The following is an 18,595-nucleotide window of genomic DNA, read 5'->3' as shown; positions in this document are numbered from 1 at the left end:
TTGTAATAATATTATGAGTTAATAATTTAGGATAGAAGAATGAAAAATTCCCTATTAAAAAATAAAACTGATTCTAAAGTAAGAATCAGTTTTATTTATCATATAGTAATATAATTAATATTAATGAGTTTTATCAAAATAAACGGTACTGAAATCACGATATTGCATAGGATTATTAGGGAAATCCTCTACATATCTCTGAATTAGACGATATCCTTCGTCATACCATAGTACTATAAATGGTGCATCAGCCATTAAAATCTTTTCTGCGTTCATAAAATGTACCATTGCTTGGTTCTGATCTACAGAAGCTAAAGCCTTTTCATATTCAACATCAAACTTAGGGTTTGAATAACGAATTAAGTTTGGCCAAGATTTTTCTTCAGGATTTTCAGGAAGTGTTTTACCATAGTAAGCCCATAAATAATTTTCAGGACTTGGGTAATCAGCAATCCACGCTAAACGTAAAAAATCATATCTACCCATTATACTTTTTTCTGCAATTTGAGCAAATGGAGAGATTTTTAATTCGACATTTACATTAAGTTTATCTTTAAGTTGTTTTTTAACTTCAAGTGCTACATTACTATATTGTTCTCCTTCAGTATTAAGGTCTAAAGTAACTTTAGGGAATCCTTTACCATCAGGGTATCCGGCTTTAGCTAAATAATACTTTGCAGAATCAATATTCATTTTATAACCTGTGATTTGCTCAATATCATAATTTTTAAATACTGGAGGTGTTATACCATGGTATCCTTCCATATACCCTTCACCATTTAAAATATATTCTAATATTCTTTGTCTGTCGATAGCAAAACTAAAAGCTTTACGGATATTGATATCTTTAAAGATCTTCCCTTGGTTATTCATTGCAAGGAACTGAGTAGACATTTCTGGAATTCTTTGTAAATGATATTTGAAGTTCTCGTTAGTCTCATCTGATTCTGTAAGAACATCAATAATATCTTCTGTAGGAATTCTGTACATCATATCCAGTTCACCTTTTTTAAATTCTAAGAATTCAATCTTTTTATCTTTAATAAAAGAAACTGATATAGCTTTTAAGAAAGGTAGTTTATTACCAAATTCATCTACACCATGATAATTTTCATTTTTAGATAAATTGATAGAAATATCTTCGTCAACACTAGCAATTTGGAAAGGACCAGTACCAACACATTTTGTTCTCATATCTTCGCCATAATTTTCTACTGCTTCTCTTGGGAAGATAAAAGCACCAGGCCTAGCAAGGTTATACAAAAACATAGAATTAGGCTTTAATAAAGTTATTTCTAATGTTAAAGCATCAATTACTTTAAAACCAGCTACACCTTCTAAACCTTCAGGAGTTCTAACAAATGATAGATTTTCTTTTGTAGCATCATAATATTCAGCAGCACCTTTTACAATGTCAGTAAATAAATGTGCATACTGATTATTTCTATTGTATGTACAGATAAGGTTAAAGTTGTAAACTACATCTTGTGCAGATAGCTTTCTTCCTTTGCCATTTTCAAAACATTTATCGTCATGGAAATAAACATTATCTTTTAGTTTAAAAGTATAAACTAGTTGATCATCAGATTTTGCATAGCTGTCTACTAAACTAGGGACAACTTGTAAAGTCTTTTGATCAAATTTGAATAATCCTTCATAAATCTGAGAAGCAATTCTATAAGAGTAAATATCAATAATGCTTAGTGGGTATAAGTTCTTGATATATTCCGATTCGTTTACCCTAAATACTCCTCCGTAAAATTTATCACCACTTGTGGGTGTTAGTTTATTTTCTGCATCTTTTTCGGTAGGGTTTGTTGGACCACATCCCATAAATACAGCTAGGATTAAAAAAGAGAATGTAATAGCTATCAGCTTTCTCATCTGCAATGAATTTTCTATTGTATTACAGCTACATAAATTGTTGTAGCTAGATTCGTACTCTAATCATTTGAAGAAGAATACAGTATGTGAGTCTAAAAATATTTAAAATAATTAGTTAATATGAATAATTCATAGAATTATTTCTTAAAAAATTATTTAAAGTCAATTTCGACAGGGCAGTGATCTGAATGGTAAGCGTCATTATGCAGAAGCGAGTTTGTAAGACGATCTGCAAAAGTATCTTGTACCATAAAATAATCAATTCTCCATCCTAAGTTTTTACCTCTAGCTCCTGCACGGTATGTCCACCAGCTATATTTCCCTGGGCTTTCATCAAATTTTCTAAATGCATCTACAAAACCACCTTCAGTAATAAATTTAGTAACCCATTCTCTTTCAGCAGGCTGAAAACCAGAAGTGTTTTTATTGCGCTCAGGGTTGTGTATATCTATAGCCTTATGACAAATATTAAAATCGCCACAAATAACTAGATTACTGTATTCAGTTTTTAGGTTTGAGATGTATTTAAAATAATCATCTAAGAAATTATATTTAAATTTTTGTCTCTCTTCACCAGATGTCCCAGAAGGAAAGTAAGTATTTACTAAGGTAAAATCTTTGAACTCACACAGTATAGTTCGACCTTCAGCATCATATACATCAATTCCCATGCCTATTTTAGTAGATTTTGCCTCTACTTTAGAGAAAATTGCAACCCCACTGTAACCTTTTTTTTGTGCAGAGTGCCAATAAACATATTTGTATCCTAATGCCTTGAATCCTTCAAGATCAACTTGTTCTTCGTTTGCTTTAACTTCCTGAAGACAAATAACATCAGGGTTAATACCTTTAACCCATTCTAGTAAGTCTTTTTTTATAGCAGCACGTATGCCATTAACATTGTATGATATTACTTTCATATTAGTCTAATAAATCAGATTCGTGTTTAAAATACTGAACAACATGCCATCTCATTAGTTGTTCTTGAGCAAGTAAATCCATTGAAGGTATTTTTTTTATTAATTTCCAATGAGGCCAACCTTCTTTATCAAGTCCTTCTAATTCATAATAATTAGAATAACTGAGTATCTTACATGTTGCAATATGAATTAAATCTTGCTTTTCTTCTTTAGAAAAATGAATAGGGCCTTTTCCTAATTCTTGAATACCAATTAAAAACAGAATACTATTTAAATCTGCTGGAGTTTTACCTAATGCTTCTGTAAGGGCAGAAATTAACTGTGTCCATTCTATTTTTAATTGCTCTAATTCTTCGTTTTCCACTATATATCTTTTTTAAGCTATTGTATTATAGCTTTATAATTATTGAATAATTTATTTGATCTCGTAACTTACTCAAGTTAACGATACGATTCATACAAAAAAACTATGCAAAAGCTTATAAAACTACTCAATACCATATTTTTTAGTCTATTTCCCGACTTATGTTTTCATTGTAATAAAATGCTTAATGAGGGAGAAGAAGTATTATGTTTCCATTGCCATACAAAACTTCCTGTTTTTGATGGTTGTTGGGTAAACTCTCAGCATAATATAATCACTCATTTGTTTGATCATAAGATAAATTTAAAATATGGGTTTGCTTTCTTTTATTATGAAAGTTCTGGTGTTACAAGAAGTTTAATTCATCATCTTAAATATAAGAATCAGGAAATTATTGGAACTTGGATTGTTAATCATTTTGGTGACTTATATAATTCAACTATAAATGATATTGACTATATCGTTCCTATTCCACTTCATACTAAAAAAATGAAAGAAAGAGGATACAATCAAGTAGATACATTTTGTTCAGCATTAAGTGAAAAGTGGAATATACCATATGAAAAAGACAATTTGATTAGAAAGAGATATACGAATACACAAACAAAAAAATCTAGAATTGAACGTGCTATTAACCTAAAAGACGTTTTTGATGTAAAAGAAAAGAAAGTTTTTTCAAATAAACATGTGCTATTAGTTGATGATGTACTGACAACAGGTTCTACTTTAGAATCAGCTGGTTATGTGTTATTAGATAGTGAAATTAAACACCTAAGTATATTAACTATTGGTATTGTAGTATAAATATTAACGCTTATTATTGATAAATAAACTCTTTATATTTGGTTAGTGAATATAAAAGACCTACTTTTGCACAGCATTTAAGAAAAACAGTGCGGGGTGGAGCAGTTGGTAGCTCGTCGGGCTCATAACCCGAAGGTCATCAGTTCGAGTCTGGTCCCCGCTACCAAGTAAGGCTAGTCTAATTTTAGATTAGCCTTTTTCTTTTTCTTAAATATCACAAAAAAGCAGTTAAAGGGGAAGTTACGTTTTGTTTATCTAGCCTGTTAAAACAAACATCTCATCTTTAAGCTATGCAATACAATACTGATTATGTGTTAGATATCATAATAGATTGTAACTTAGAGTATGTTTGAATACTGTTTTTGAAGTTAATCCTACCTTTTTATTGAATCACCTTCATTTCACGTTCTATTCAAACTCTTAATAAAATTAATTGACATGAACTTTCATTTGTTTGTTTTCGTCAAGTAGTTGTAAATAATTCTTAGTTTTTAGATAAAATAGATCCATGCTCAATAGAAGATTATTACGCATTAAAATAATGCAAAGCGTCTATGCTTTCAAGCAAAGTAAAGCATCAAATAAAGAATTGACTTTAGATACAATTAAGGCTGAATTCAGAGAAGAATTCTTAGAATTTGGACAAGAGGAAAAAGCAAGAATTGATGAAGAACAAGCTAAAGTAATAGAGTACTTTACAAATTATCTTAATGAAGACATTGAGGCTTCTACTGAGGAGTTAGATGTGAAATTGCTAAAAATAGCATCTAAGGCTAAGAATCACTACGAACAATTAGTAATTAAGGATGAAAATGACTTCAAGAAAAAGATGGTCATTGAAACGGAACAATTATTTACTAAATACCTTAAAATTCTTTCATACTTAATAGATATCTCTGAGTTATCTAAAAAAGAACTGGAAAGAAAAGTAGAGAAAAATGCAAGAAATATTGAACTTGATCAAAAATTTGTTGATTGGTTCTATAATAATAAAGCATTCACAATTCTAAGAGAAGATGATGTTTTGACAGAATTATTGTCGAAACATAAATTAAGAAGAATTGAGGATGATGAAAAAGTTTTAGAATGGTTAAGAGTCTTAAAGCGTGATGAAGATTTAATTACTGCTATTGAGGAACTTACAAAAGACTCTTCAACTTTTGAAACTCAACAAGAAGTTTTACGTTTAATAGTAAGAGACTTCATCTTTAAAAATGAGGTAATTGAGTCGTCTTTTGAAGCAGAAGATTTAAACTGGTCTGAAAACAAACGTATACTAAGAAGTATGGTGTTAAAGACAGTGAAAAATATCTCTGAGGATGAAGGCACAGAAATTCTATCTATCTCTAAAAATTGGGAAGAAGATAAAGAGTTTTTTGAAGAGCTTTTCAGCTTAACACTTAGCCAAGAAGAAAACTTTAAAGAAATTATCGCCAATAAGTCTAAAAAATGGGCTATAGATCGAATTGCAAAAGTTGATAGTATACTAATTAATATGGCATTAGCTGAAATGTTAAATTTCAGAAATATACCTGTAAAAGTTACAATCAACGAGTTTATTGAGATCTCTAAGCAATATAGTACACCAAAAAGTTGGCAGTTTATTAATGGTATGTTAGATTCAATTTCTGAAGAATTACAATCGGAAGGAAAAATCAAGAAAAGTGGAAAAGGTCTACTGGATAACAAATAATTAAACATATTGACTTTAACATGGCAAAGAACGGAGGAAATTCATTTTTAGGTTTTGTTGCAGGAGCGGCTGCAGGTGCTTTATTAGGTGTTTTATTTGCACCAGATAAAGGCAAAAATACTAGAGAGCGTTTAACATTTAAGTTAGATAAATACAGAGAAGATTTAGAAGATCTTGTTGAGGATTTATTAGAAGAAAGAAAAGTAGCTGTAACTGCCGCTAAGTCTGAAGGACAGCGTGTAATAGATGATGCTATTAAGCATGCAGAAGAATTAATGGGAGAAGTAGATGCTTTAAAAGAGCGTATTGCAACTCCAGCAATGGATGAAGGAGAAGAAGATTAATAAAATCTTTTTTTAGATTTCATTAAAAGGCAAGGAAGATCTTACTTCTTTGCCTTTTTTAGTTTAAAGTGATTATTATTGTAATTAAATTGACAAATAATAATCAAACATCTTAATAGATTACTCAAATGAAATTAATTAAATCATTATCAATACTTGTAGTTATGGCTACAATGTTAATTTCTTGTGGTGAAGAGAAAAAATCTTCTTCAACAGAGAAATCTTCGGCTGTATCAACAGCTTCTACTACTAAAGCAAGTACAGGTCCTTTAGCTAAATTTAAGTTCGAGGAAAAAGAATTTGATTTTGGTGAAATCACAGAAGGTGATAAGGTAACGCATGTATTTAATTATACAAACCAAGGTGAGGTACCTCTAACTATTACTAATGTAAGAACAACATGTGGTTGTACTGCTCCTGATTGGGATAGAAAGCCATTAGCACCAGGTGAGTCTGCTAAATTGAATGTTACATTTAATAGTGCACACAAAAAAGGTACTCAAGTTAAAAGAGTTACAATTCAAGCCAATGTAGAAGATGGTATGGATGTAGTAACAATTAGAGCTAAAGTGAATCCTAAAGCAGAGAAAGGAACAATGTAATTTACTTTCTTTTGGATCTTTCACAAAAAAAAACCTCTATTAGGGTAGTTCCCTAGTAGAGGTTTGTATTTTTGTAGCAAAATGTAAGAAAGGTTACCTAAGGACCTTAATTATAAAAGAATTTTAAAAATTTAATTAACAATAAAATGAACGTTTTGAATAACATTTTACTTCAACTTCCAGGTGGAGGAGATTCTGCACAAATTATGAACCTAGTATTTATCGTAGGTATGGTTGCAGTATTTTATTTCTTCATGATTCGTCCACAACAGAAGAAGCAAAAAGATCAACAAAAATTTTCTGATGCTGTAAAAAAAGGACAAATGGTAGTAACAGTTAGTGGTTTACACGGTAAAGTGTACGAAGTAAATAATACTACAGTAGTTTTAGAAATTGATAGAGGAGTAAAAGTAACTTTTGAGAAATCATCTATCTCTGCTGAAAATACAAATATTGTTTTTGGACCTAAAAAAGATAAAAAGGACTAATCTCCATTTTAATATTAAGGTGATGAATAATTTTGAAAATATTTTTAGTGTTTGATAATTATTCGGGATAAACCTTACTATCTTGTAAACCGTAGCATAATATATATTTATGTTACGGTTTTTTAGTTTTCTAATAATAAATTATAGCATTATTTAATAGGTTAAAAATAGATATGCCTAATAGAAAATACCATATTCCAGACTTTCCGAAACTCATAAAATGGGTAGAAGAAAAATTAAATAATTTTGTAGAGAATAGTACATTCTTACAAGATATAAAAACATGGGATTGGAGTGCTATGATTGTGTGTTTCATGACGGCATTTATTTTTTGGGTTTTTCATTCTCTAAACGAAGACCATACATCTACAATAGAAATTCCTGTTAATGTAAAAGTAAATGAAGAAAATGTAGTAGCCTTACAAGAACCTCCAAAATATGTTAGCGTAAATGCAACAGGAAATGGTTGGACACTTTTAAGTAAGTCTTTAAGAATAGGAAATAGTAAACTTAATATTAACCTAGAAGACCCTGTTTCAGTAAAATACCTTGCTGGTAAAGTATTATTAAAAGAGTTATCGCAAGTACTGAAAGGCTTAAAGGTAAATTACATATTAGAAGATACACTAGCATTCGATTACGATACGCTTACAAATAAAAAATTAGCAGTTCAAATAGATACTACTTCTTTTCATTTTCAAAATGGATATCGAAGAGTTGGAAAAATTAATATTAAACCTGATAGTGTAATATTTAGAGGGCCTAGTACAGAGTTAGCTAAGTTCCCCGATAATCTATTATTAGCGTCAGAAGATGCCCAACCAATTGCAGAGAATCTAAATGAATATATACCAATAGAGATCCCAGGTAATAATGATAAAAGGTTAATAGTTTCTCAATATGATGAAGTGAAAATATCTTTTAATGTATTTTATTTTATTTCTTCTACAGAAAAAGCGAAACTGTTAAAAGTTAATTTCCCAGAGGAAGATACAGAAGAAAAATTTTCATTAGTACCTGATGATGTGTATATTAGTTATATAATAAGAGAGGATCTTATTAAAAGTATAGATTTAATACCTGTAGTTGTTGACTACAAGGATATTAATTGGGCAGATTCAACGGTAACACCAAAAGTGTTTTTAGATAACGATAATTACGAGAATATTTTATTATCACCAAAGTACTTAAGAGTACAAAAAATTAAATAATAAGCCATGCAAGTAGGAATTACTGGTGGAATAGGTGCTGGCAAAAGTTATATCTGTAGAATTTTTAAAGTATTAGGAGCTCCAATCTATAATGCAGATACACAGGCCAAAATGTTAATGCGAGAAGACCCAAAAATTATCAAAGAAATTATCTCAGTGTTTGGTAAAGATGCATATCTTAAAAACGGAATGCTGAATAGACCTTTTTTAGCTCGCCAAATATTTTCTGACAAGAAAAAATTAGAAATAATGAACAGCATCGTTCATCCAAGAGTAGCAGATCATTACAATGATTGGGTTAGAATTGAATTACAAAAACATCCTTACGTTGTTAAAGAAGCAGCATTGATGTTTACAAATGGTAATTATAAAAAACTTGATAAAGTAATAGTAGTTGATGCTCCCATAGAAAAAAGAGTACAACGTGTTTTAGAAAGAGATCATCGACCAAAAAATCAAATTGAAGATATAATTAATAAACAGCAAGAAGAAGAAAAGTTATTTAGTCTTGCAGATATTAAATTACAAAATGATGACTCATCATTATTAATCCCTGAAATTATAGACCTTCATCGATCTTTTAGTAACTATGAAATTTTAGTAAAATAACGTTAAGTATTGATGAATTTTTAATAATAGGCTGAAAATTATAGGTAATTTACTGTAATTTTCAGTCTTTTTTGTACAAGTAGATTTTTTTTAGACTTGAATTGATTAGTTTCGCGCTATAATCACTAAAACAAAGATTATCAACTATGAAAAAGGTCGAGTCAGCACTCATTTCGGTTTTTTACAAAGACAATCTAGCGCCAATTGTAAAACTACTGCAAGAACAAGGTGTCACTATCTACTCAACAGGTGGTACGCAAAGTTTTATAGAAGAACTAGGAGCCGAAGTAACGGCTGTTGAAGACTTAACTTCGTACCCTTCTATCCTTGGAGGACGTGTTAAAACTTTACATCCTAAAATTTTTGGAGGTATCCTAAACAGAGGAGACAACGAAACTGACCAAGCTCAAATTGAGGAATTTGATATTCCTAATATTGACCTTGTTATCGTTGACTTATATCCTTTCGAGGAAACTGTAGCTCAAGATGCTGCACATCAAGCAATTGTTGAAAAAGTTGATATTGGAGGTATTTCTTTAATTCGTGCAGCAGCAAAGAATTATAAAGATACTTTAATTGTATCATCTAGAGAACAATATGATGAAGTTGCAACTATTCTTTCTGAAAAGAATGGAGCAACAGATCTTAAAGATCGTATGCGTTTTGCTGCAAAAGCATTTGATATTTCTTCTCACTATGATTCTAAAATCTTTGACTACTTCAATAGTGTAGTAGCAGAAGAGGAAGAAGCTATTCCTAGTTTGAAAGTATCAGAACGTACAGCTAAGACTTTACGTTATGGAGAAAACCCTCATCAAGAAGGTACATTCTATGGAGATTTATCTGAAATGTTTGACCAGTTAAATGGTAAAGAACTTTCTTATAATAATTTAGTAGATGTAGATGCTGCTGTAGCATTAATTGATGAGTTTCCTGCAGAAGAAGGAGCTGCCTTTGCAATCCTTAAGCATACTAATGCTTGCGGTGTAGCTTTAGGAAGTGATATTAAAGAGGCATATGTTAAAGCATTAGCTTGTGACCCTGTATCTGCTTTTGGTGGTGTATTGATCAGTAATAAAGAAATTGATTTAGCAGCAGCTGAAGAAATTCATAAATTATTCTGTGAGGTTGTAATTGCTCCTGGTTTTAATGCTGAAGCATTAGAATTATTGAAAGGTAAGAAAAATCGTATCATCTTAAATAGAAAAGAGGTGAAGTTGGGTAAGGTTCAGTATAAATCTTTATTAAATGGCGTATTAGCCCAAGATAAAGACCTAACTACTGAGACTTGGGAAGATTTAAAAGTTGTTACTGAAAAATCTCCTTCAGATGCTCAAACTGCAGCACTTTTATTTGCTAACAAAATTTGTAAACACACTAAATCAAATGCTATTGTATTAGCAAAAGATGGTCAATTGTTTGCAAGTGGAGTAGGACAAACTTCAAGAGTTGATGCTTTAAACCAAGCAATTTTAAAAGCAAAAAGTTTTGGATTTGATCTATCAGAAGCAGTAATGGCATCTGATGCATTTTTCCCATTCCCTGATTGTGTTGAGATTGCAGATAAAGAAGGAATAAAATCAGTAGTTCAACCAGGTGGTTCTATTAAAGACCAACTTTCTGTTGATTATTGTAATGAAAATGGTGTTTCAATGGTAATGACAGGTGTTCGTCATTTCAAGCACTAAAAATATAAATAAGCTTTAGCTTAAATAAACCGATGCCTTAGGGTGTCGGTTTTTTTTTGATAAATTTTATTTCAAAAAGTATTATTGCATTATAAATGAAAACTTTTAAAAGAGGGTAAATCGTTAATATCCAGGGTTACAACACCTATTTTGATGATGTTGTTTACTATTAATACCAATAATACTTAGTTTAATTTTTTAAGAAAAGACTAATTTTTTATTAGCATTTGGAGCTTATATTTTACAGAGGCTAGTTTCTATTTTTTTGTATAATTAATAATTTTAAAGAACAATTATCTACATTTTAAAAATGTAGGAATTAGTATCATTATATTAGCCATGATTAAAAGTTTAATCATTTTACTTTAAAATAACTTGCTATGAATTGGAAAGAGGAGAATAATCAACTTCAAAAAACTTTTACATTTAAAGATTTTATAGAAGCTTTTGCTTTTATGACAAGGGTAGCGTTCTTAGCAGAAGCTCATCAACATCATCCTAATTGGTCTAATGTATGGAATAAAGTAGAAATTTGTTTAACAACACATGATGCAGGAAATACCGTAACTCAAAAAGATAGGGATTTAGCATCGGCAATAGATCAAATTTAGGAACTAACGGATATTAAACATTCCTTCAATTTGAGCAGTATCCATTAATACTACTGTTTTTTTACCATCAGGTGTATAATTTGGAGAAGAACAAGAGAATAGTTGTTCAATCATGGATTTCATCTCTTGAAGTTCTAATAATTGACCACTTTTAATACTAGCTCTTTTTGCTAATGCACGGGCAATATTTTCATTAGAAGATAAACGTAACTGTTCTTGGTTATGCTTTATTTGTTCAAATAATTCTTCTAGAATTTCTTGTTCATCACCACCTTGGATAATTGCAGGTACTCCGTTAATTAAAATAGTGTTATCATTTTCTACTTTGAAATTGAAACCTAATGCAGCGATTTCTGTAGCAAAATCAGAAAATAAAGCAAAATCTGAGGGGTTCAGTTGAACTGTTTTTGGAAATAATAATTGCTGAGAAACACCAGATGTATTTTCTATCTGAGAAAGAAATTTTTCATATAGAATACGCTCGTGAGCAGCTTCTTGATCCATCCACATTACGCCAGATTTAACCTGATACATAATGTATTTATTATGTAGTTGGATTGGAATAACATTATCAGAAGGGAAGCCTTCTAAAGTGGTATCTTTTTCTGTTGAATTATCAAGATCATTAGCCCTACTACTATAAGTAAGTGATTGTTCTGTAGAATCTGAATTTGAAAAATTATTTGATGATTGGTTATCATCCATTTCAATAGGATTCCAAGGTGTAAAATCAGGCATATCACTAGAAGGTTGATTCCAAGTGTTTAAGCGTGATGAAACCTTTACAAAATCATCGTTTTCAGAACTCTGATCAAAAGGAACATTGACAGAAAAATTATCTAGTGAATTTGATGCAGAAGAAAAATCATTTGATGATGGTGCAGGTAAATCTGGAATATTAGAAGTAAGATCATTTTCTAAAGGAGGTATCATTTTATTACTTCCTAGAATACTTTCTTTTCTATCTTTTGCAAAGTTTACATCTATCCCAAAATCAATAGAAGGGGCAACTCCATAACTTGCTAAAGCTTGCTTTACAGCAGCGCTAACAATTGCATAAGTTGTTCTTTCATCTGCAAACTTAACTTCTGTTTTGGTTGGGTGAACATTCACATCTACATCACTAGGATCTATTTCTATATAAAGAAGATAGAATGGAAAATGACTTTCTGGCAATATTGAATCATAAGCCGTCATTATCGCATGGTTTAAAGCAGAGTGTTTAATGTACCGTCCATTAACAAAGAAGAATTGTTCACCACGAGTTTTCTTTGCATTTTCTGGCTTACCAATATAACCTCTTACCTTAATTACATCAAGATCTTCTTGACAAGGGTAAAGTTGTTCTTGATAAGACTTTCCGAACATAGAAACAATGCGTTTTGCAATATTACCAGCTCTTAGATTATAGATTTCTTTATCATCAGAAATCATCAACATAGAAATTTCTGGGTGAGCTAAAGCTACACGCTGAAATTCATCTATTATATGCTTTAATTCTACAGGGTTAGATTTTAGAAATTTTCTTCTTGCAGGAACATTAAAGAATAAATTTTTCACAGAAAAACTAGTTCCTTTAGGGGTACTGATAGGTTCTTGTTTTTTAATTTCAGAACCTTCAATTTCTATAGTAGTACCAATTTCATCATCTTCCTTTTTTGTTTTCACAACAACCTGTGCTACAGCGGCAATAGAAGCAAGCGCCTCACCTCTAAAACCAAATGTATTGATATTAAAAAGATCATCAGAAGAAAGAATCTTAGATGTAGCATGACGTTCAAAACTCATTCGTACGTCAGTTTCTGACATACCAATTCCATTATCAATTACTTGAATAAGAGTTTTACCAGCGTCTTTTACCTTCAAAACAATAGAGTCACTACCTGCATCGATAGCGTTTTCTACTAGCTCTTTTACTACGGAAGCGGGGCGCTGTACCACTTCACCTGCAGCAATTTGATTGGCTAATGACTCAGGTAATAAACGAATTACGTCTTGCATACTTTCTTTTTATAAAATGCTACTTTTTAAAGATAGCACCTTAATCTTTTTTATTGTGAATATCCAATAAAAATTAATCTTACCGGAATTACAAAAATAACGTCTTTTCAGTTGAAAAAAAATGCTTCTTCTACTAATAAACAGTAAAAGAAGCATCTTTTTAGAGTTGTTTAATAAAAAATTATTTTGTCAATTTTTTATATTTCAATCTTTTTGGTGTCGTATCTCCAACTTCTTCCCTTCTTTTTGCTTCATATTCAGAGAAGTTACCTTCAAAGTATCTTACACTAGATTCACCTTCAAATACTAATAAGTGAGTTGCTAATCTATCTAAGAACCAACGGTCGTGAGAAATAATTACTGCACAACCCGCAAAATTTTCTAATGCTTCTTCTAGAGAACGCATTGTATTTACGTCTAAATCGTTGGTAGGCTCATCAAGTAATAATAAGTTAGCACCTTTTTTAAGGGTCATGGCTAATTGTACTCTGTTACGCATACCTCCAGATAAATCACCTACTTTTTTATTTTGATCATTACCTGCAAAGTTAAACTTAGAAACATAAGCTCTAGAATTAACTTGACGTCCATCAATTTCCATTAATTCATTACCTCCAGAAATTGTTTCCCATACTGTTTTGGTTTTATCAATATCATTATGTTCTTGATCGATATAGCCAATCTCTACAGTTTCTCCAACATCAAAAGTACCAGACAATGGTTTTAACTGTCCTGTAATTAATTTGAATAGGGTTGTTTTACCAACACCGTTTGGTCCAACAATACCAACAATACCACCTTGAGGTAAAGTGAAATTAAGATCTTCGTAAAGAACTTTATCATCAAAAGCCATAGAAACACCTTTAGCTTCAATTACTTTTGATCCTAAACGAGGGCCTGCAGGAATAAAGATTTCTAATTGAGCTTCTTTCTCTTTAGTATCTTCATTCAATAGAGATTCGTAAGAACTTAAACGAGCTTTTTGTTTAGCATGACGTCCTTTGGGAGTCATTTTAATCCATTCTAATTCTCTTTCAAGTGTCTTCTGACGTTTAGTTTCTTGTTTATCTTCTTTTGCTAGACGTTTTTGTTTTTGATCTAACCATGAAGAGTAATTACCTTTCCAAGGAATACCTTCTCCACGATCTAATTCAAGAATCCATCCAGCAACGTTATCTAAGAAATAACGATCGTGAGTTACTGCAATTACAGTACCTTTATATTGTTGTAAATGTTGCTCTAACCAATATACAGATTCAGCATCTAAGTGGTTGGTAGGCTCATCTAATAAGAGTACATCTGGGGCTTGAAGAAGAAGTCTACATAATGCAACTCTACGTTTTTCACCACCAGATAATACACTAATTTTTTGATCTTCTGGAGGACAACGAAGAGCATCCATTGCGCGGTCAAGTTTACTGTCTAATTCCCAAGCGTCAAGGTTATCTAATTTCTCTTGAACCTCTCCTTGACGTTCTATGAGTTTATTCATTGCATCCGGATCATCTAATATTTCCGGTTCTGCAAATTTTAAATTTATTTCTTCAAACTCTTGAAGTAAATCTACAGTTTCCTGAGCACCTTCTTGTACAACTTGTTTAACGGTTTTTTCTGGATCTAAAAGCGGTTCTTGCTCTAAATAACCAATGCTATATCCTTGAGAGAAAACAACTTCACCTCTATACTCTTTATCTACTCCAGCAATAATACGAAGTAAAGAAGATTTACCGGATCCATTTAGACCTAGAACACCAATTTTGGCACCATAGAAAAAAGAAAGATATATATTTTTTAATACCTGTTTATTAGGAGGATATACCTTTGTAACACCAGCCATCGAGAAGATGACAGTTTCATTATTATTACTCATATTTATTAATACTTTGAACTTATTTCTACAATAAATCGTAAATGTAGATGAAAGTTAGTTATACATGTACAAATTATGATATATATCTGATAAAAATTTGCAATTAATAAAGTAAGGTGGCAAATTGCATGATATATAATCAGTTATTAAAATGAACGTTAATGAATGTGCGATAAATCACTTGATTTTTAACACTCATTTTTGACTTTCAATTACTTTGAATTTATTGAATTAGTTATTGGATTACATATTAAAATATTAATTAGAATTTATTATCAAAATTAGGTTTGTAAGAGACTATCGAAGACTATTGATCATTTCAGAATTATAACTTTGATCATAATTTACAATTTTAATGTATGTCGGTGGCATAACATTAAAGGATATATCTTCACCAATTTATTTATAAAGTTTAATCAACAACTTTTATTATCATTTAAAAACCAAACAGGCGAATAGCGATGTCAGATTCCCAAATTATCGAGCACAAGAACATTACAGAGTACGGATATGTACAAGATGGTAAAGTATTTCTACGAGGGTATTACGATTTTAAAGACAGAGAAATCGGTGTAGTAAGAGAAAGCGACGAAGAAAGTTTACAATATTTTGTAGACAGATTCACAATGGTTACAGACAAAGTATTGGCTGTACAAGATGCTGTTCATACTGCAGAGAATAAAGGTTCTTTCCTAATGAAGCTCATTCACATGAGAACTTATCTAGCTTCATTTAATGGTTTAGGCGATTTTACTAAACTATACGAAATTATCAATGTATTAGAGGATGAAATCAACGAGTACATTGCTATCAATAGAGATAAGAACCTTGAAATTAAGCAAGCTTTATTAAAAGAAGCAGAAGATTGGAAAGGTAGCCAAGATTGGAAAGAAGCATCTCTACGTTTCAAAGAAATTAAAATGAACTGGATTAAAACCGGTTCTGCAATCAAAGAAGAAGAAGAAGAACTTTCTGAGAAGTTTAATGCTTACATGGATGAATTCTATCAAGCAAGAACAGAATTCTTTAGAGAGCAAAATGAACTTCATGAACAATATATTGATCAGTACGAAGCTTTACTTATTAAAGTAAGACGAATTAATCGTCAAGGTGGAGGAGATGATCACGTTCAAGCTGTTAAAGATATACAGCAAGAATGGCGAAATGTTGGTCAAGTTCCTAAAAAGAAAATGGGATTCTTGGGTAACGATTTCAAACGTGAAACTGCTAAATTCTTCAACTCATTAGGTGGAGGATACGGTCAACAACGCGGTGGAGATCGTGGTGGTTATGGTCAACAACGTGGTGGATACGGTCAACAAGGTGGCGGTTACCAACAACGTGGTGGTGGTTATGGTCAACAACGCGGCGGTTATGGTCAACAAGGCGGTGGAGATCGCGGCGGATACCAACAACGCGGCGGTTACGGTCAACAAGGCGGTGGAGATCGCGGCGGATACCAACAACGCGGCGGTTACGGCCAACAAGGCGGTGGAGATCGCGGTGGTTACCAACAACGCGGCGGTTACGGCCAACAAGGCGGTGGAGATCGCGGCGGATACCAACAACGCGGCGGTTATGGTCAACAAGGCGGTGGAGATCGCGGCGGATACCAACAACGCGGTGGTTATGGTCAACAAAGCGGTGGAGATCGCGGCGGATACCAACAACGTAGTAGTGGTGGAGAACGTGGTGGTTACCAACAACGTGGTGGCTACGGTCAGCAAAGTGGTGGAGATCGCGGTGGATACCAACAACGTAGTAGTGGTGGAGAACGTGGTAGTTACCAACAACGCGGAAGTTACCAACAACGTGAAAGTTATGGTAGTGATCGTCCTGCTTATAGTACAAGAGATATGGGTGGTTCAGCTGGAGCTCCTCAAGAATCTAAAAAAGATTTACTAGAGACTGCAGAAAGATACTTAACAGATGGTGCTCCTTTTAACATTGCAAATATTAAGCAATTGCAAAATGGATGGAAATCTTTAGGTAAAGAGCCTTCTCAAGAAGATAAAGAAATGAATTTACGTTTCCGTATTGTTTGTAACGAAATCTTTGAGAGTCACTTCTTAGAGCGTACAGCAAAAAATGAGGAGCCAGATTTATATAGCTTATCTGATTTTGAGCAATTGAAAATCAAACTTGACATCTTAAGAGAATCTATTCGTAAAGATGAACAAGAGTTATTTGAGTTTAATGCCAAATATTCTTCAATTTTGTCTTCGTCTACTACGGAACAAAACACGGAGAATTACGCTTTATACCAAGAACGTAACAACTATGTGAATAAGTTGAAAACAAAACAACGTATCCTTAAGAAATTAGAGGATAAATTGTTAGCAATGTAATTCACATTATTAAATATTTAAAGCACCTTAAAGTTTATTCTTTAAGGTGCTTTTTTTATTACTTAGGTACTATAAAACTTACATTAATAGCTAAATGATTTTTAATATTCTCGATATTTGTATGTACTGCTAACATAAGAACTTTAAGAATATGGCATGATATTTTTAAGTGATGTAGTAACTGAAAATAAATAATCCTTGATATTATTCCATTATGCAACAAATAATGAAAACATATAAATTATTGATTTGCTTATTATTTATAAGTATATCGGTACTTGCTCAAGCACCTGATACAATGACAAACCCACACTCTATGATGGATATTCAGAAATATGAGGTAATGTGGAAAAAATCTTTGTGGTTTAGAGTAAATCTTCAGACAAAAGCTAATTATGGATTTTTCTCTAAAAATCATGAGATCACAAAAGTGATTATTGATGCTGTAAAAAATGATAAAATTGTTCCATTTGCTAGTGATACTTTAGAAACAAGAATATCAAAACAAGAATTCCTTAGTCGTTTAATTATTCCTCAAACAATATCGGATACTGATTATGACGACGACGATGCCGCTTGGGGTGATTTAAATGGTAATAAATCTGCAAATGATTCTGGACAAAAACCAGGTGATGAATATTCTGCAGATCGTTTATGGGCAATAGAATTAAAAGTGGATAGAATCTTTGATAAAAGAAGATCTAAGATGTATTCAGATTTAGTAGCAGTAAATTTAATTATTCCTGCTTCAGAAAATCCAAAAGGAATTGATATTGTATTAGGTTCTTTCTCATTTAGAGAATTAAATGAAATGGTATTTCACTTAAAAGGAGAAGATGGTAAATTAATAGATGATCCATCTGCAATATGGTATAACAGTTATAACCCTGCTCAGCATAGAAACTTAGGTGATGCTTTTGCTCTAGAATTGTATGACGGCAGATTAATAAAGTTTGAAAACCCTCAAGATAATTCAATCATTATGATGTATGGAAATGACAAACGATCTTTGTATCAATCTCAAGAAGCTGTTTATAAACTAATGGAGTATGAAGCACTTCTTTGGGAATACTAAAAAGAACAACAAAATACTATAAGCCATATCAATTTGATATGGCTTTTTTTAATTATTTTTGATTAATCAAAATCTAAACTAAG

The 18,595-nt window shown here is 31.7% G+C and carries 16 protein-coding genes and 1 tRNA gene; 12 read left to right on the top strand and 5 right to left on the bottom strand.

Going from position 1 to position 18,595, the window contains the following annotated elements; genetic code table 11:
* Positions 1 to 120 precede the first annotated feature (120 nt).
* From KM029_RS12545 to KM029_RS12535, 3 genes are all read right to left on the bottom strand, one after another.
* A complete protein-coding gene (locus tag KM029_RS12545) occupies positions 121 to 1,884 on the bottom strand; it encodes an ABC transporter substrate-binding protein (protein ID WP_144073598.1) in 1,764 nt (587 codons plus the stop codon).
* A 152-nt stretch (positions 1,885 to 2,036) separates the two neighbouring features.
* Positions 2,037 to 2,804 (bottom strand): exodeoxyribonuclease III, encoded by a 768-nt coding sequence (locus tag KM029_RS12540; RefSeq protein ID WP_144073597.1) that lies wholly within the window; start codon positions 2,802 to 2,804, stop codon positions 2,037 to 2,039.
* Position 2,805: 1 nt separating this feature from the next.
* Complete coding sequence (locus tag KM029_RS12535) at positions 2,806 to 3,168, bottom strand: hypothetical protein (protein WP_144073596.1); 363 nt, start codon at positions 3,166 to 3,168, stop codon at positions 2,806 to 2,808.
* Positions 3,169 to 3,273: 105 nt separating this feature from the next.
* Between KM029_RS12535 and KM029_RS12530 the strand changes: the two genes are divergently transcribed.
* From KM029_RS12530 to KM029_RS12485, 10 genes are all read left to right on the top strand, one after another.
* A complete protein-coding gene (locus tag KM029_RS12530) occupies positions 3,274 to 3,972 on the top strand; it encodes a ComF family protein (RefSeq protein WP_144073595.1) in 699 nt (232 codons plus the stop codon).
* Between the two features lie 90 nt (positions 3,973 to 4,062).
* Positions 4,063 to 4,138 (top strand) — tRNA-Met (locus KM029_RS12525).
* A 342-nt stretch (positions 4,139 to 4,480) separates the two neighbouring features.
* A complete protein-coding gene (nusB, locus tag KM029_RS12520; RefSeq protein WP_144073594.1) occupies positions 4,481 to 5,665 on the top strand; it encodes a transcription antitermination factor NusB in 1,185 nt (394 codons plus the stop codon).
* 20 nt (positions 5,666 to 5,685) lie between these two features.
* On the top strand, positions 5,686 to 6,009 hold the full coding sequence (locus tag KM029_RS12515; RefSeq protein WP_144073593.1) for a YtxH domain-containing protein: 324 nt from the start codon (positions 5,686 to 5,688) through the stop codon (positions 6,007 to 6,009).
* Between the two features lie 128 nt (positions 6,010 to 6,137).
* A complete protein-coding gene (locus tag KM029_RS12510; protein WP_144073592.1) occupies positions 6,138 to 6,611 on the top strand; it encodes a DUF1573 domain-containing protein in 474 nt (157 codons plus the stop codon).
* A 146-nt stretch (positions 6,612 to 6,757) separates the two neighbouring features.
* On the top strand, positions 6,758 to 7,099 hold the full coding sequence (gene yajC / locus KM029_RS12505) for a preprotein translocase subunit YajC (protein ID WP_126617644.1): 342 nt from the start codon (positions 6,758 to 6,760) through the stop codon (positions 7,097 to 7,099).
* 173 nt (positions 7,100 to 7,272) lie between these two features.
* Positions 7,273 to 8,310, top strand: a complete 1,038-nt coding sequence (locus KM029_RS12500; protein ID WP_144073590.1) for a YbbR-like domain-containing protein — start codon at positions 7,273 to 7,275, stop codon at positions 8,308 to 8,310.
* Between the two features lie 6 nt (positions 8,311 to 8,316).
* Positions 8,317 to 8,919 carry a dephospho-CoA kinase gene (gene coaE, locus KM029_RS12495; protein WP_144073589.1) on the top strand — a complete coding sequence of 201 codons (603 nt, stop codon included), beginning with the start codon at positions 8,317 to 8,319 and terminating at the stop codon, positions 8,917 to 8,919.
* A 146-nt stretch (positions 8,920 to 9,065) separates the two neighbouring features.
* Complete coding sequence (gene purH / locus KM029_RS12490) at positions 9,066 to 10,607, top strand: bifunctional phosphoribosylaminoimidazolecarboxamide formyltransferase/IMP cyclohydrolase (protein WP_144073588.1); 1,542 nt, start codon at positions 9,066 to 9,068, stop codon at positions 10,605 to 10,607.
* Between the two features lie 380 nt (positions 10,608 to 10,987).
* Positions 10,988 to 11,218, top strand: a complete 231-nt coding sequence (locus KM029_RS12485) for a 4a-hydroxytetrahydrobiopterin dehydratase (protein WP_144073587.1) — start codon at positions 10,988 to 10,990, stop codon at positions 11,216 to 11,218.
* A gap of 3 nt (positions 11,219 to 11,221) precedes the next feature.
* Here KM029_RS12485 and mutL read toward each other — a convergent pair whose 3' ends face one another.
* Together mutL and ettA are read right to left on the bottom strand one after the other, a co-directional pair.
* Positions 11,222 to 13,219 carry a DNA mismatch repair endonuclease MutL gene (mutL, locus tag KM029_RS12480; protein ID WP_144073586.1) on the bottom strand — a complete coding sequence of 666 codons (1,998 nt, stop codon included), beginning with the start codon at positions 13,217 to 13,219 and terminating at the stop codon, positions 11,222 to 11,224.
* Positions 13,220 to 13,400: 181 nt separating this feature from the next.
* The gene (gene ettA, locus KM029_RS12475; protein ID WP_144073585.1) at positions 13,401 to 15,089 is read right to left on the bottom strand and encodes an energy-dependent translational throttle protein EttA; all 1,689 of its coding nucleotides are present in this window, start codon (positions 15,087 to 15,089) and stop codon (positions 13,401 to 13,403) included.
* Positions 15,090 to 15,550: 461 nt separating this feature from the next.
* Between ettA and KM029_RS12470 the strand changes: the two genes are divergently transcribed.
* Both KM029_RS12470 and porN read left to right on the top strand, forming a co-directional pair.
* A complete protein-coding gene (locus KM029_RS12470) occupies positions 15,551 to 17,437 on the top strand; it encodes a DUF349 domain-containing protein (protein ID WP_144073584.1) in 1,887 nt (628 codons plus the stop codon).
* 226 nt (positions 17,438 to 17,663) lie between these two features.
* Positions 17,664 to 18,512 carry a type IX secretion system ring subunit PorN/GldN gene (gene porN / locus KM029_RS12465; RefSeq protein ID WP_158631044.1) on the top strand — a complete coding sequence of 283 codons (849 nt, stop codon included), beginning with the start codon at positions 17,664 to 17,666 and terminating at the stop codon, positions 18,510 to 18,512.
* Positions 18,513 to 18,595: the final 83 nt, after the last annotated feature.

Source organism: Flammeovirga kamogawensis (assembly GCF_018736065.1).
GTDB classification, from domain to species: domain Bacteria; phylum Bacteroidota; class Bacteroidia; order Cytophagales; family Flammeovirgaceae; genus Flammeovirga; species Flammeovirga kamogawensis.
This window is presented reverse-complemented; position numbering and strand designations above follow the sequence as displayed.